The sequence below is a fragment of the Jhaorihella thermophila genome (genome assembly GCF_900108275.1).
Classification (GTDB): Bacteria; Pseudomonadota; Alphaproteobacteria; order Rhodobacterales; family Rhodobacteraceae; genus Jhaorihella; species Jhaorihella thermophila.
In genome coordinates, this window is sequence record NZ_FNVD01000002.1 from 196983 (window position 1) to 211440 (window position 14458).

A 14458-nucleotide genomic window follows, 5' to 3' on the forward strand; every position below is an offset into this window, starting at 1 on the left:
GGCCGAAACCGGCCCAGCGTGCCCCCATGTTCCCGATCCGCGATCACAACCCCTCGGGGCGCACGCCCTATGTCGTCTACGGCCTCCTGGCCGCCAACATCCTGGTGTTTCTGAGCTATTCCGGGCTGTTTTCGGACGAACGCGCCCTGACCTGGTTCTTCATGGAATACGGCATCGTGCCCCGGCGCATCACGATGGGCGAAGGCTACGCGACCCTCTTCACGTCGATGTTCCTGCACGCGGGCTTCATGCACCTGGCGGGCAACATGCTGTTTCTGTGGATCTTCGGCGACAATCTCGAAGACGAGATGGGCCATGTCGGTTTTCTGCTGTTCTATCTGGCCTGCGGAATCGGCGCGGCCCTGATCCATGTGATCGTCGCCCCCTATTCCACCGTTCCCACGGTCGGCGCCTCGGGCGCGATCGCAGGCGTCATGGGGGGATACCTGCTGCTCTATCCTCGCGCGCGGGTGGACGTTCTCATCATCCTCATCATCTTCATCCAGATCGTCTCGGTCCCCGCCTGGCTGATGCTGGGGCTGTGGTTCCTGTTCCAACTCATGGGCAGCGTGAACATCAACCCCGACCGCGGAGGCGTGGCCTACTGGGCCCACACCGGCGGTTTCGTGGTGGGGCTGATCCTGACCCTGCCCCACTGGCTGCGCCTGGGCGGACCCGATTTCTGGCATCGGACGCGCGGCCATCCCCGCCACCCCCCGCATGAATACCGGATCACCGCGAGCCGCATCCCGAAACTGCCACGCGACAGGTGGCGCCGTTGACCGCCCCCGACACTGCCGAAATCCGCCGCGCGCGATGCCACTGCGGCGCCGTGGTGATCGAAGCCGAACTGCCCCAAGGCCTGGCCTCGGCCACGCACTGCGACTGCTCCTTCTGCCGCCGGCGCGGCGCGGCCGCCGTCACCGCCATCGCTGCAACCCTCAAGGTGCTGAAAGGCGCGGACAACCTGGCGCTCTACACCTGGGGCACGCACACCGCGCAGCACTATTTCTGCAAGACATGCGGCATCTACACCCATCACCGCCGCCGGTCGGACCGGGCGGAATGCGGCGTCAACCTAGGCTGCATCGACGGCGTTAACCCGCGGGACCTGGACCCCGTTCCCTGGACCGATGGCGTGAACCACCCCAGCGACCGCTGAAGAGAACCACACAAAGGACGCGCCCCGGACTCCGGACGCCAGTCGGCCGGCACCAAAGCCCCTTATCTTCATCTTGCCCCAAATACTCCGGGGAGCGCGAGGGGCAGCGCCCCTCGCAATATTGGTCTGCGCGCCTCCGGTGCAAAGGGCAGAGCCCCTCGCACCGGCCGGATTGGCACGGCCAATCCAATCAATAGCCCTCGACCGGCGCCCGCCTGCGTCAGGCAGACATTTCCTTGCGCTTCGCAGCCTCGGGGATGGGGCCATGAACCTCTTCGAAATGGTCGAAGGCGAACACCGCCCAGCCGGTGCCGCGCGTGGCGCTCGCCAACGACCGGATCAGCTCGTCCCGCGCAACGGCCGGCAGCAGGGCGTTGAACACTTCCCAGCCCGACGCTGCGGGGTGTGCCTCGAAGCCCAGCACCTGCCCCGACAGGCTGCTGATCGTGGGCACGATGTCGCCCACGAACACCGACGGCAGGTGCATCTCCACCTTCAGGATCGGCTGCAGCAGGATCGGCTTGGCCTGCGCGATCGCTTCCTTCACCGCCATCTTGCCGGCAATGCGGAATGCATGGTCCGAACTGTCCACTGAATGATGCTTGCCATCCTTCAGCGTCACCTTCAGATCCACCACCGGATGCCCGATCGGGCCTTCCTCGGTGGCGTCGCGCGCGCCCTGCTCGACCGCGGGGATATAGTTGCGCGGCACCGCACCGCCCTTGACCACTTCCTCGAATTCGAACCCGGTCCCGCGCGGCAGGGGCGCCACGTCGATCACCACATCGGCGAACTGCCCCGCCCCGCCCGACTGCTTGCGGTGGCGATAGTGCTGCTCCACCGGCTTGCTGATGGTCTCGCGATACTCCGCCTGCACCGGCTCGGTGACCACCTCGACCGAGAAATCCTCCTTCAGCTTGTCCACGATCCGCCGCATGTGCTGCGGTCCCTGGGTGCCGACGATGGCGTGCCCGCTCTGCTCATCCTGCTCCACCGTCAAGCCGGGGTCGATCTCGGCCAGCCGCGTCAGCGCGTTGGACAGGCGCACGTCGTCCTTTTCATGCGCCGGCAGCACCAGCTGCCGATACCCCGCCGGCCGCCCGCGCGCCCATTCGGGCAGCGGGATCGCCTGCTCGGCGGTATAGAGGTTCCCCGGCACCAGATGATCGGACTTCACCGCCAGTCCGATCTCGCCGGCCGCGATCCCGTCGATCTGCGTCTTGGCATCCAGCGCAACCAGGCTGCCGACCGCCTCGCCGCCCAGCTGGTCATGCGCCTTCACGCCCTCGCCCAGCCCACGCAGGACGGTGATCTTGCCGATATGCTTCTTCACGTCGGCAAAGGCGGCGATCGCCTTGACACCATCGGTGGCCCCATCGTTTTCGGCCGCGACATCCACCTGCGGCGCCTCGTGCCGCAGCGCCTTCATCAGCCGCGTGAGCCCGTTGCGATGCGCCGCCGACCCGATACAGGCCGGGATCAGCTGGTGGTGCTGCAAGACCTCGGCGGCGAGGTGATAGATCTCCTCGCTGGGCGGCTCCCTGTCCTCGATCAGCTGCTCCAGCAGGTGATCGTCGAAATCGCTCAGCTCCTCCAGCAGCTCGGCGCGGGCCTCGTGCTCGCGCTCTTCGACGGATTTCGGAATCTCGATCAGCGCCGAGGGCTGACCTTCCCGGTATTTCCACGCCCGTTCCGAGATCAGGTCAACCGCGCCCACGACCTTGTCGCCTTCGCGGATCGGGATCTGCCGCAACAGGATGTGGTGGCTGGCATAGCCTTGCAGGGCCGAAACGATGTCGCGCAGCCTGCCGTTGGGATTGTCCATCCGGTTCACGAACAGGATGCAGGGGACCCCGGCCTCTTCGACCATCCGCAGATAGGGCGCGACCAGAACCGACGCGTCCGGGTCGGGCGGCACGCACAGCACCACCGTGTCGCTGACCGCCATCGCCGGGCCGGCATAGGACAGGTTGTCGGCCCCGCCACCGACGTCGATCGCCACCCAAGGCTCGCCCAGATAGTCGAAACCGTGCAGGGTCACGACTCCCGCGACGTCGAACCTGGTGGACCGCCCGTCGTCCAGGCGGCTCAGCGCCTCGACAAGGGTGGTCTTGCCTGACTGCGTCGGGCCTAGAACGGTAAAGACTCGCATGGATCTGCCCCTTTCGTCTGCTTCATGGCTCATGTTCACGATTGCACGACCTGAAAATCAGACGGACGGCGCGCATCCGCAGGTATCGCCTTGTCAGAAGTGCCTGCCTCGCCGCGGAACAGCCCCGCCGCGCGCCGGGCGCGCCGCGGTCCAGTCCTGCCTGACGATTGTTGAAAGCCAATGCCCGCCCCGTCAAGTGTCATGACCGGCAATCGTCCGAAACCGGATCAACTCGCACCCGTCCCGGCGCGGGCCGGCCCGCGCCGGGACGTCACCCCATATCCGCGTGCCCCGCGCCTCAGATCGCCGAGCTGTGCCCAGCCTTGCTGAGATCGTAGGCGTCGAAATCCCGCGCGATCATGCGCGTGAGCGCGCGCGCCTGAGGCGGGATGAAAAGCCCCTCTTCGGTCACCTCCAGGAGGCCCTCGAAATGCCTGTTCGCGCGCTCGAACTGTTCGGCCAGCCAGTCCCGCGACACGCCGAACCGATCGCAGATCTCTCCCGCGTCGATGCGAAAGTCGCACATCAACATCTCGATCATGCGCGCCCGCAGGCGGTCTTCGCCCTTGAACACATGGCCCCGGCTGATCGAGAACCGCCCGTCGCGGATCTTCGCGGTATGCGCGCCCGTCGCCGGGGCGTTCTGCGCATAGCCCTGCGGAAATTTCGAGATCGAAGACGCCCCGATGCCGATCAGCACCTCGGCGGTGTCGTCGGTATAGCCCTGAAAATTGCGCCGCAGCGTGCCGCCCCGCAATGCGCGGGTCAGACCGTCCTGCTGCGTGGCGAAATGGTCGATGCCGATTTCAGCGTAATCGTCCCACAGGAAAAGCCGCCGGGCGGTCTCGAACAGCTCCAGCCGCGCCTCGGGCGTGGGCAGCGCGTCCGACGGGATCAGCTGCTGGCGCTTGGCCATCCACGGCACATGGGCATAGCCATAAAGCGCCACCCGGTCCGGCTGAAGCGACAGAAGCTTCTGCACGCTTTCGGTGATTCGCGCCTTGGACTGGTGCGGCAGGCCATACAGGATATCCGCGTTCAGGCTGGGAATGCCGCGCGACCGGATCAGCTCCACCGCATCGCGGGTCTGGTCATGGCCCTGGATCCGGCCGATGGTCTTCTGGATCTCGGGGTCGAAATCCTGCACCCCGATCGAAGCGCGGTTCAGCCCGTTGCGCGCCAACGCGTCCATGCGCGATTCGTCGATCTCGCCGGGGTCGATCTCGACCGAGAATTCGCCGCCCTCGGCCATGGGCGCGACCTCGAAGATCGCGCCGGCCAGCTCGTCGATCATCGCCGCCGGCAAAAGCGTGGGCGTTCCCCCGCCCCAGTGCAGACGCGAGAGCGTGACACCCTCGGGCAGCCGCTCTTTCAGAAGCGCGAGTTCCGCCTTGAGCGTCTCCAGATAGGCGGCCAGCGGCGAATCCGTCTGCGTGCCTTGGGTGCGGCAGGCACAGAACCAGCAAAGGTTCCGGCAAAACGGCACATGGACATAAAGCGATATCTCGCTGCCCGGCGCGATGTCCGAAACCCAATCCCCATAAAGATCCGGCCCCACGTCGTTGCTGAAGTGGGGCGCGGTCGGATAGCTTGTGTAGCGCGGCACCTTGGCGTCAAAAAGACCCAATCGTGCCAATTGTGATTTGGTGACCATTGGCATAAGTTAGGCGGGAACGCCCGATCATGACTTTGACCCAGATCAATTTGGAAAACAGATGAACGCTGCCGTCGCCGCCCCCACCCAGAAATGCACCGAGTGCCCGATCCGGCACCGCGCGGTCTGCGCTCATTGCAACCCGCTGGAACTTCAGGAACTTGACGAGATCAAGTATTATCGCAGCTTCGAGGCGGGCCAGACGGTGATCTGGGCCGGCGACAAGATGGGATTCGTGGGCACCGTGATCACTGGCGTCGCCACCCTGACCCAGACCATGGAGGACGGTCGCACCCAGATGGTGGGCCTGCTGCTGCCGTCCGATTTCGTGGGGCGGCCGGGACGCGATACCGCGGCCTACAACGTGATCGCCACCACCGACATCGTGATGTGCTGTTTCCGCAAGAAACCGTTCGAGGATCTGATGGCGCGCACGCCGCATATCGCGCATCGGCTGCTGGAAATGACGCTGGACGAGCTGGACGCGGCGCGGGAGTGGATGCTGGTGCTGGGCCGCAAGACGGCGCGGGAAAAGATCGCAAGCCTTCTGTCGATCGTCGCCCGCCGCGATGCCTCGATCGCGAAAAAGGCGACGGTCGGCCCGCTGGTCTTCGACCTGCCGCTGACGCGCGAGGCGATGGCCGATTATCTGGGTCTGACTCTGGAAACCGTCAGCCGGCAGATTTCGGCGCTGAAAAAGGACGGCGTGATCGAGATGCAGGGCAAACGCCACATCACCGTGCCCGACATGGGCCGTCTGATGGAAGAGGCGGGCGACGACGCAGACGGCGGTTTTCTGGTCTGACGGGGCCACCTACGCGCCGGTCCTCAAACACTCGACGACCCGCGCAACCGGCGTGCCCGGACGCAGCGACCGCAGGCTCCACAGGGTCAGCGGCTGCGGCAGCGGCACCTTTTTCGAAAACGGCGCGACCAGTGCCCCGCTCTGCAAGAGCGGCGCCACCAGCGCCTCGCGCCCCATGAGCACCCCGGCGCCATTCACAGTTTCCTCGACCGCCAGCGAGTAGAGCGAATGCACCGGACCGCGCGGGCAAAACCCCGCGCCGGGCATCACCGCCCCGGCCCAGAGCGCCCAGTCGTAGGTCCATGTGCTGTCGGTGAGGCAGGTTTCCCGCGACAGGTCGTCAGGACTGCGCAGCCGCGCCGCGATCTGGGGCGCGCAGACGGGAAAGACATGGTCGCGCACCAGAACCTCGCCTTGGCCGCCGTAGAACAGGCACAGATCGAACGGCGCGCGCTTCAGGTTGGGGGGCGTCTCCATCGCCGTGATCGAAACCGAGATCTCGGGCGAGGCGGCCCGCAGCCCCGGCAGGCGGTGGCTCAGCCAGAACTGCGCCACCGCCGGAAGCGCCGCGATATGCACCCTGCGCGGCGCGGCCTCGGCACGCAGCTTTTGCACCGCCATACCCAATGCGTCGAAGGCCCGTGAAAACTCGGGCTGCATCCGTGCGCCCAGCGCCGTCAGCCGCACCCCGCGCGGCGTGCGTTCGAACAGCTTGGCGCCCAGCGCATCCTCGATCGTCTTGACATGCGCCGACACCGCGCCCGGTGAAACACCCAGTTCCTCGGCTGCCGCGGCAAAGCCGCCCAGTCGCGCGGCGGCCTCGAAGGCACGCAGAGCATTCATCGGCAGGGACTTCGGACGGGGCGGCGAGACAGCCATATGAGCCTCATTTTTTCTGACCCTAGTTTTTCGCAAAACTGGTTTGCCCACAACCCCGGCTCGGGTGTTTGCTGGGTGCAGACCATGACGGAGACGACCATGCCCCATCTTGCCCGCCGCCCCTGGGTGCCGGAACATTACGAAACCCTGATCCAGTCCATTGCCGCCCGCGTCGATGGCGAGACCGGCGATGAAATCGATGCCCGCATCGCCGCCCTGATCGAGCGGAGCCGGGAAATCCTTGACGAAGAGTGTTTCAACCTCAACCCCGCGACCAACGTGATGAACCCGCGCGCCGAAGCCGCGCTGGCCGCCGGCCTGGGCAGCCGGCCCTCGCTGGGCTATCCGGGCGACAAGTATGAAACGGGGCTGGAGGCGATCGAGGAAATCGAGGTGATCGCCGCGGAGCTTGCCGCCCGCGTGTTCAATGCCCGATATGCCGAAATCCGCGTCGGCTCGGGCGCGTTGGCGAACCTCTACGGCTTCATGGCACTGACCCGGCCCGGTGACGCGATCATCGCCCCGCCCGCCTCGGTCGGGGGGCATGTCACGCACCACGCCGACGGCTGCGCGGGGCTTTACGGCCTGACCACGCATCCCGCCCCGGTGGATGCGGACGGCTATTCGCTGGATCTCGACGGACTGCGGGCGCTGGCCCGCAAGGTGCGGCCGAAACTGATCACCGTGGGCGGCAGCCTGAACCTCTTTCCCCACCCGGTGCAGGAGGTGCGCGCCATCGCCGACGAGGTGGGCGCGCATGTGCTGTTCGACGCCGCCCACCAATGCGGGATCATCGCCGGCGGCGCCTGGCCCAACCCGCTGGACGAAGGCGCGCACCTGATGACCATGAGCACCTACAAGAGCCTCGGCGGCCCCGCCGGCGGCCTGATCGTCACCAATGAAGCGGAAATCGCCCGACGGCTCGACGCGATCGCCTTTCCCGGCATGACCGCGAATTTCGACGCGGCGAAATCGGCGGCGCTGGCGATTTCGCTGCTGGACTGGGTGGAGTTCGGTCCGGCCTATGCGCAGGCGATGATCGATCTGGCCCGGGCGCTTGCGGATGCGATGGAGGCGCAGGGCCTGCCGGTGTTCAAGGGCCGCGGCGGCGCGACCGCCTCTCACCAGTTCGCGGTCGAGGCGGCCCCCTTCGGCGGCGGACAGGCCGCGTCAAGGACATTGCGCCGCGCCGGCTTCCTCGCCTGCGCCATCGGCCTGCCCGTCGCCCCGGTGGCGGGTGACATGAACGGGCTGCGGATCGGCACGCCGGAACTGGTGCGTCGGGGCGTGACGCCCGATCATGCCGGCGAACTGGCCGCCCTGATCGCGAAGGGGCTGCGGCGCAACGCCCCGGCATCCGTTGCCACGCGCACTCGCGAACTGAGGCGCGGCTTTGGAGGGATGCACTTCGTGCGAGCGTGACCGGCGCGGGTGTCAGGTCGTTGGAACAGGCACAGTCGAAAGGGGGCAGCCGCGACCGCGCCCCCCCTTGTCCGGCCTCGCCGGTCGGTTCAATGCGCCATGAAGACCGGCACCTTGGCCTGTTCGAGCATGTTGCGGGTGGCCCCGCCCAGGATCGCCTCGCGGAACCGCGAATGGCCATAGGCGCCCATCACGATCATCTCGGCGGCGGTATCCACCGCGTGACGGTTCAGAACGTCCGATACCCGCGACATGGTCTTTGACAGCACGTCGATTTCGCAACGCACGCCGTGGCGCGCCAACATCTGCGACAACAGCCCGCCGGGATCGGACCGTTCCGGCCCGTGCTTCGGCGGGTCGATGATCACCACGCGCACGAGGTCGGCCCGCTTCAGGAACGGCAGCGCCCGACGGATCGCCGCCAGCGCCTCGACGCTTTCGTTCCACGCGGCGATGATGGTCGAGGGATGAGGGTTCACGTCGCCCTCGTCCGGCACGACCAGGACCGGCGCGCGCCCCTCGAACAGCGCGGCCTCGACGATCGGCTCGACCTCGGCGCCGCGATCCTTGCCATAGGGTTTCGGCATGACCACCAGATCCGAGAAACGCGCGCGATACGCGACATGTCGTCCCAGATCGGCAATCTGCGCCACCCCTTCCTCGGTGGACCAGCGCACACCCGCGCTGCCAAGGATGCCGTTGGCGTAGTCCAAAAGTTCGGCCGCCTCGGCGTTCGCGCGCTCCAGCGTCTCCTGCAGGATCAGCGCGTTGGCGCCGGCATAGTAATATCCCGTCTGTGTGCGATCCACGCCAAGGCACAGCGCCTCGGCATGGGCGTCAAACTCTCGGGCCAGCGCGATCAGCGCCGCCAGCGGCGGTTCCGCGATCGCGCGATCGGTCAAAACGGTGAGGAGCGACTTGTAAGCCATCGGGGCCTCTTTGCAACTGAAATCCGGCCGCGGCCGGCAGTGAATCCGGTATCTGTTCCGATCCCTTTCACAGTTTTCGAAATTTCGTCTTGATGCAGATCAAAGCGGCTGTCCGGCTTCGATTGCATCAAGCTGGCGGTCTAACCCGTTCGGCGTGACCATAGAATCGCGCGGGACAAGACGAAGGGACGCAACATGTCAAACTACCTCAAGCTGATCGTGCTTGGGTTGGTCGCCATCTTTGCGATGTACGCGGCCAACAACGCACGCGATCTGGCCTACATGGTGCACGCCATTCTCGTGGCGGTGATTGCCATCGGCCTTTTCATCTATACCCTGCGCCGCACCGACGAACCGGGAACGGCGCATCCCGAAAACGAATACAATGACGACGTCGTGCGGCTGGGGGTGATCGCCACGGCATTCTGGGGCGTCGTCGGGTTCCTGGCGGGCACCTTCATCGCCTTCCAGCTGGCCTTTCCCCAGCTCAATTTCGAGTGGGCGCAAGGGTTCGCCAATTTCGGGCGGCTGCGGCCGCTGCACACCAGCGCGGTGATCTTCGCCTTTGGCGGCAACGCGCTGCTGGCGACCTCGTTCTATGTGGTCCAGCGCACCAGCGCGGCGCGCCTCTGGGGCGGGGGTCTGGGCCACTTCGTGTTCTGGGGCTACCAGCTGTTCATCGTTCTGGCGGCAACCGGCTATCTGCTGGGCAACTCGCAGTCCAAGGAATATGCCGAGCCTGAATGGTATATCGACCTGTGGCTGACCATCGTCTGGGTCGCCTACCTGGCCGTGTTCCTGGGCACGCTCATCAAGCGGAAAGAACCGCACATCTACGTCGCCAACTGGTTCTACCTGTCCTTCATCGTCACCGTGGCGATGCTGCACCTGGTCAACAACGTCACCGTTCCGGTGTCGATCTTCGGTTCCAAATCGGTGATCGTCTGGGCCGGCGTGCAGGACGCGATGACGCAGTGGTGGTATGGCCACAATGCGGTGGGCTTCTTCCTGACCGCGGGCTTCCTCGGCATGATGTACTACTTCGTGCCGAAGCAGGCCGAACGCCCGGTGTTCAGCTACAAGCTGTCGATCGTGCACTTCTGGGCGCTGATCTTCATCTACATCTGGGCCGGTCCGCACCACCTGCATTATACCGCGCTGCCGGACTGGGCCTCGACGCTGGGCATGGTGTTCTCGGTGGTGCTGTGGATGCCCTCCTGGGGCGGCATGATCAACGGCCTGATGACGCTGTCGGGCGCCTGGGACAAGCTGCGCACCGACCCGATCATCCGCATGATGGTGATCTCGGTCGGCTTCTACGGCATGTCCACCTTCGAAGGTCCGATGATGTCGATCCGCGCTGTGAACTCTCTGTCGCACTATACCGACTGGACCATCGGTCATGTGCATTCCGGCGCGCTGGGCTGGAACGGCATGATCACCTTTGGTGCGCTCTATTTCCTCGTGCCGCGCCTGTGGAAGCGTGAACGGCTCTACAGCCTCAGCATGGTGAGCTGGCACTTCTGGCTCGCGACCATCGGCATCGTGCTCTACGCCGCGTCGATGTGGGTGACCGGCATCATGGAAGGCCTGATGTGGCGCGAAGTGGACGCCAACGGCTTCCTGGTGAACACCTTTGCCGACACCGTGGCCGCCAAGTTCCCGATGTATGTGGTGCGTGGCCTGGGCGGCGTGCTCTACGTCATCGGCGCGCTCATCATGTGCTACAACCTGTGGATGACCGTCAGGAAGGTTCCGGCCACCGAGTCGAAGCTTTCCGTCGCGGTCCCGGCTGAATAAGGAGGGCCGGAGCAATGGCAATTCTCGACAAACACAAGATCCTCGAGACCAACGCGACCCTCCTGCTGATCTTCAGCTTTCTGGTCGTGACCATCGGCGGCATCGTGCAGATGGTCCCGCTCTACTATCTCGACAGCACGATCGAGAAGGTGGAAGGGATGCGGCCTTACACCCCGCTGGAAATGGCGGGGCGCGAAATCTACATCCGCGAAGGCTGCTATGTCTGCCACAGCCAGATGATCCGCCCGATGCGGGACGAGGTCGAACGTTATGGCCACTATTCGCTGGCGGCGGAGTCGATGTATGACCACCCGTTCCAGTGGGGGTCCAAGCGGACCGGGCCGGACCTGGCCCGCGTCGGCGGCCGCTATTCGGATGAATGGCACGTCGCCCACCTGATCGACCCGCAATCGGTGGTGCCTGAATCGGTGATGCCCAAATACGGCTTTCTCATGGATCGCATGATCGAGCCGAAATACATCGCCGACCTGATGCGCACCAACCGGATCGTGGGCGTGCCCTACACCGACGAGATGATCGCCAGTGCCGAGGCCGACTTCAAGGCGCAGGCGGATCCCGACAGCGACTATGACGGTCTGCTGGAACGGTATGGCGACAAGGTGCAGGTGCGCAATTTCGACGGCCAGCCGGGCATCTCCGAGATGGACGCGCTGGTGGCCTATCTGCAGATGCTGGGCACGCTGGTCGATTTCTCGACCTTCCAGCCGCTGCCGAACCGCTGAGGAGGGTGTGATGGAAGAATACACCGCTCTGAGAGCATTCGCGGACAGCTGGGGGCTTTTGCTGCTGTTCATCTTCTTCGTCGGGGTGATCCTCTGGGTGTTCCGCCCCGGCGCCACCCGGCAGTACCGCGACACGGCGAACATTCCGTTCCGGCATGACGACAAACCCGCCCAATCCGAGGAGGCGCGGACATGAGCAAGACACCCGAAAAACTCAAGGGCGATCCTGAAACCACGGGCCACAGCTGGGACGGGATCCAAGAGTTCAACAACCCGCTGCCGAAATGGTGGGTCTGGGTCTTCTATGTGACCATCATCTGGGGCGTGATCTACACGATCCTCTACCCGGCATGGCCGCTGTTGAACAGCACGACGCCCGGCCTTCTGGGCTGGTCCACCCGAGCCAACGTCGCTGCAGAGATCGCCGAGGTTGAAGAAGCCAACGCGCCGATCAACGCCAAGCTCGAGTCGAGCGAACTGGCCGAAATCATCAAGGATCCCGAGCTCAAGACCTATGCCGTCAACGCCGGTCGGGCCGTGTTCGGCACCTGGTGCATGCAGTGCCACGGGTCGGGCGCGCAGGGGGCCAAGGGCTTCCCGAACCTGCTGGACAACGACTGGCTGTGGGGCGGGACGCTCGAGGACATCCACACGACGCTCGCGTATGGCATCCGCAGCCCGGACAATGACGAGACCCGGTTCTCGGAAATGCCGGCCTTTGGTCGTGACGAACTGCTCGAGCCCGAGCAGATCGACGCGGTGGCCAACTATGTCATGAGCCTGTCGGGCGAGCCGAAGGACGCCTCCAAAGTGGCAGAGGGCAAGGTCGTCTTCGAAGAGAACTGCGCCGCGTGCCACGGCGAGGAAGGCACCGGCGACCGGGCACAGGGTGCCCCGAACCTGGCCGATGCGATCTGGCTCTATGGCGGCGACTACGACACCATCGTCGAGACGGTTGCCAATTCGCGCAAGGGCGTCATGCCTGCGTGGACCGGGCGTCTGGACGAATGGCAGATCCGCGCCGTGTCGGTCTATGTCCACCAGCTGGGGGGCGGCGAGTGATCTCAACCCCATACGCAGAAACCGGAAGGGGCCGCCATGCGCGGCCCCTTTCCTTTGCGGAGGCCGGCCCGGTGAAAATCTTTCGGATTTCACGGCCAAAGTTGACTTGGGTCAAATCGTTCGCGCCGATTCCGTGCGATGGTCCCGGTGTTCGGTCATGGAAGGTCCGAAATCATCAGTTCCCGCGCCTGCAAGGGCGGAGGGCAGCGGCGCCGGCTTTTCGATCTGTTCGCGCGTTTCCTGAAAAGTCGGCGCCCTTTTTGCGCCCGTCTCCATGACGTTGATACCGTCCGTCTTTTGCCTGCGGCCAGCCGTCGCGTCAAAAGTTGATTGGCAGATGCTCTTTTTGACCCATATCAAAGTTTCGAACCCTCGCATCTGTGACAAGGCGGTCAGAGACGTTTCCCCAACCTCGGAGTGATTCCGTGAGCGACACCAATTCCGCCCAGCCCCTCTACGCTGCGCGCGAGCCGGTCTTCCCCAAACGCGTCAAGGGCCGGTTCCGAACCCTCAAATGGATCATCATGGCGATCACGCTGGGCATTTACTACATCACGCCCTGGATCCGCTGGGACCGTGGTCCGGCCCTGCCCGATCAGGCGGTGCTGCTCGACATGGCCAACCGGCGCTTTTACTTCTTCTGGATCGAGATCTGGCCGCATGAATTCTATTTCGTCGCGGGCCTGCTGATCATGGCAGGGCTGGGGCTGTTCCTGTTCACCTCGGCCATGGGGCGGGTGTGGTGCGGCTATGCCTGTCCGCAGACGGTCTGGACGGATCTGTTCATCCTGGTCGAACGCTGGGTCGAAGGCGACCGCAATGCGCGCCTGCGGCTTCACCGCCAGAAAAAGCTGGATTTCCGCAAGGCCCGGCTGCGCCTGACCAAGTGGACGCTGTGGCTGCTGATCGGTCTGGCCACCGGCGGCGCCTGGGTGTTCTATTTTGCCGACGCACCGACGCTGGCACGTGACCTGATCACCGGCAACGCTCATCCGATCGCCTATACGACGATGGGTCTGCTCACCTTCACCACCTTCTTCTTCGGCGGTTTCGCGCGAGAACAGATCTGCATCTACGCCTGCCCCTGGCCGCGCATTCAGGCCGCGATGATGGACGAGGACACGATCACCGTCGGCTATCGCTACTGGCGGGGCGAACCGCGCGGCAAGGGCAAGAACCGCGAAGGCTTGGGCGACTGCATCGACTGCAACGCCTGCGTCAACGTCTGCCCGATGGGGATCGACATCCGCAACGGCCAGCAGCTGGAATGCATCACCTGCGCGCTGTGCATCGACGCCTGCGACGAGATGATGGAAAAGGTGGGAAAGCCGCGCGGGCTGATCGACTACATGGCGCTGAGCGACGAGGAACGCGAAAAGAAGGGCCTGCCGGACAAACCCGTCTGGCAGCACATCTTCCGCCCGCGCATCATTCTTTACACCGCGCTGTGGTCACTGGTGGGCGTGGGGCTTCTGGTCGCGCTGTTCATCCGGTCGGATATCGACGTGAACGTGACCCCGGTGCGCAATCCGCTCTATGTCACCCTGTCGGACGGATCGATCCGCAACACCTACGACGTGCGCCTGCGCAACAAGCTGGGCGAATCCCATCCGTTCCGCCTGTCCGTCAAGGGCGACCCGGCCTTGGTGCTGGAACTCGAAGGCACACCCTATCACACGGTCACGGTTCCGGCTAACGAAACCCTGCATCAGCGTGTATACATAACGGCACCGAAGGGATCCGCCCCTGCCACCTCTGACCGCACCGAGATCCGGCTCTGGGTAGAGGATCTGACCGGGGGCGACCGCGCCTATGTCGATACCGTCTTCAATGGCAAGGGGAACTGAGCC

13 protein-coding genes are annotated in these 14458 nt (G+C 64.9%); 9 read left to right on the top strand and 4 right to left on the bottom strand.

Annotated features, from left to right (window positions below):
- Positions 1 to 26: 26 nt before the first annotated feature.
- Positions 27 to 782, top strand: a complete 756-nt coding sequence (locus tag C4S70_RS04210) for a rhomboid family intramembrane serine protease (protein WP_104006850.1) — start codon at positions 27 to 29, stop codon at positions 780 to 782.
- Positions 779 to 1162, top strand: a complete 384-nt coding sequence (locus C4S70_RS04215; protein WP_235003695.1) for a GFA family protein — start codon at positions 779 to 781, stop codon at positions 1160 to 1162. Before C4S70_RS04210 ends, C4S70_RS04215 begins: the two co-directional genes overlap by 4 nt.
- 220 nt (positions 1163 to 1382) lie before the next feature.
- Here the strand turns inward: C4S70_RS04215 and C4S70_RS04220 are convergent, their stop codons facing one another.
- Positions 1383 to 3314: an elongation factor G gene (locus C4S70_RS04220; protein ID WP_104006851.1), complete on the bottom strand. Its 1932-nt coding sequence runs from the start codon at positions 3312 to 3314 to the stop codon at positions 1383 to 1385.
- A 298-nt stretch (positions 3315 to 3612) separates the two neighbouring features.
- Positions 3613 to 4968, bottom strand: coding sequence for an oxygen-independent coproporphyrinogen III oxidase (gene hemN, locus C4S70_RS04225; protein WP_104006852.1), 1356 nt, complete (start codon positions 4966 to 4968; stop codon positions 3613 to 3615).
- 61 nt (positions 4969 to 5029) lie between these two features.
- Here hemN and fnrL point away from each other — a divergent pair, with 61 nt between their 5' ends.
- On the top strand, positions 5030 to 5773 hold the full coding sequence (gene fnrL / locus C4S70_RS04230; protein WP_104006853.1) for a transcriptional regulator FnrL: 744 nt from the start codon (positions 5030 to 5032) through the stop codon (positions 5771 to 5773).
- Between the two features lie 9 nt (positions 5774 to 5782).
- Here the strand turns inward: fnrL and C4S70_RS04235 are convergent, their stop codons facing one another.
- Entirely contained in the window at positions 5783 to 6652 is an 870-nt protein-coding gene (locus C4S70_RS04235) for a LysR family transcriptional regulator (protein WP_104006854.1), read from the bottom strand.
- 99 nt (positions 6653 to 6751) lie between these two features.
- Between C4S70_RS04235 and C4S70_RS04240 the strand changes: the two genes are divergently transcribed.
- Positions 6752 to 8074: a serine hydroxymethyltransferase gene (locus C4S70_RS04240; RefSeq protein WP_104006984.1), complete on the top strand. Its 1323-nt coding sequence runs from the start codon at positions 6752 to 6754 to the stop codon at positions 8072 to 8074.
- 89 nt (positions 8075 to 8163) lie between these two features.
- Here the strand turns inward: C4S70_RS04240 and C4S70_RS04245 are convergent, their stop codons facing one another.
- Entirely contained in the window at positions 8164 to 9003 is an 840-nt protein-coding gene (locus C4S70_RS04245) for a universal stress protein (RefSeq protein WP_104006855.1), read from the bottom strand.
- Between the two features lie 195 nt (positions 9004 to 9198).
- Between C4S70_RS04245 and ccoN the strand changes: the two genes are divergently transcribed.
- The 5 genes from ccoN to ccoG all read left to right on the top strand — a co-directional run bounded on the left by ccoN (position 9199) and on the right by ccoG (position 14455).
- Complete coding sequence (gene ccoN / locus C4S70_RS04250; protein WP_104006856.1) at positions 9199 to 10803, top strand: cytochrome-c oxidase, cbb3-type subunit I; 1605 nt, start codon at positions 9199 to 9201, stop codon at positions 10801 to 10803.
- Between the two features lie 14 nt (positions 10804 to 10817).
- A complete protein-coding gene (gene ccoO, locus C4S70_RS04255) occupies positions 10818 to 11546 on the top strand; it encodes a cytochrome-c oxidase, cbb3-type subunit II (protein WP_104006857.1) in 729 nt (242 codons plus the stop codon).
- 10 nt (positions 11547 to 11556) lie between these two features.
- Positions 11557 to 11742, top strand: coding sequence for a cbb3-type cytochrome oxidase subunit 3 (locus tag C4S70_RS04260; protein ID WP_104006858.1), 186 nt, complete (start codon positions 11557 to 11559; stop codon positions 11740 to 11742).
- The gene (ccoP, locus tag C4S70_RS04265) at positions 11739 to 12608 is read left to right on the top strand and encodes a cytochrome-c oxidase, cbb3-type subunit III (RefSeq protein WP_104006859.1); all 870 of its coding nucleotides are present in this window, start codon (positions 11739 to 11741) and stop codon (positions 12606 to 12608) included. The genes C4S70_RS04260 and ccoP overlap by 4 nt, the downstream gene beginning before the upstream one ends.
- 425 nt (positions 12609 to 13033) lie before the next feature.
- Positions 13034 to 14455, top strand: a complete 1422-nt coding sequence (gene ccoG, locus C4S70_RS04270; protein WP_104006860.1) for a cytochrome c oxidase accessory protein CcoG — start codon at positions 13034 to 13036, stop codon at positions 14453 to 14455.
- Positions 14456 to 14458: the final 3 nt, after the last annotated feature.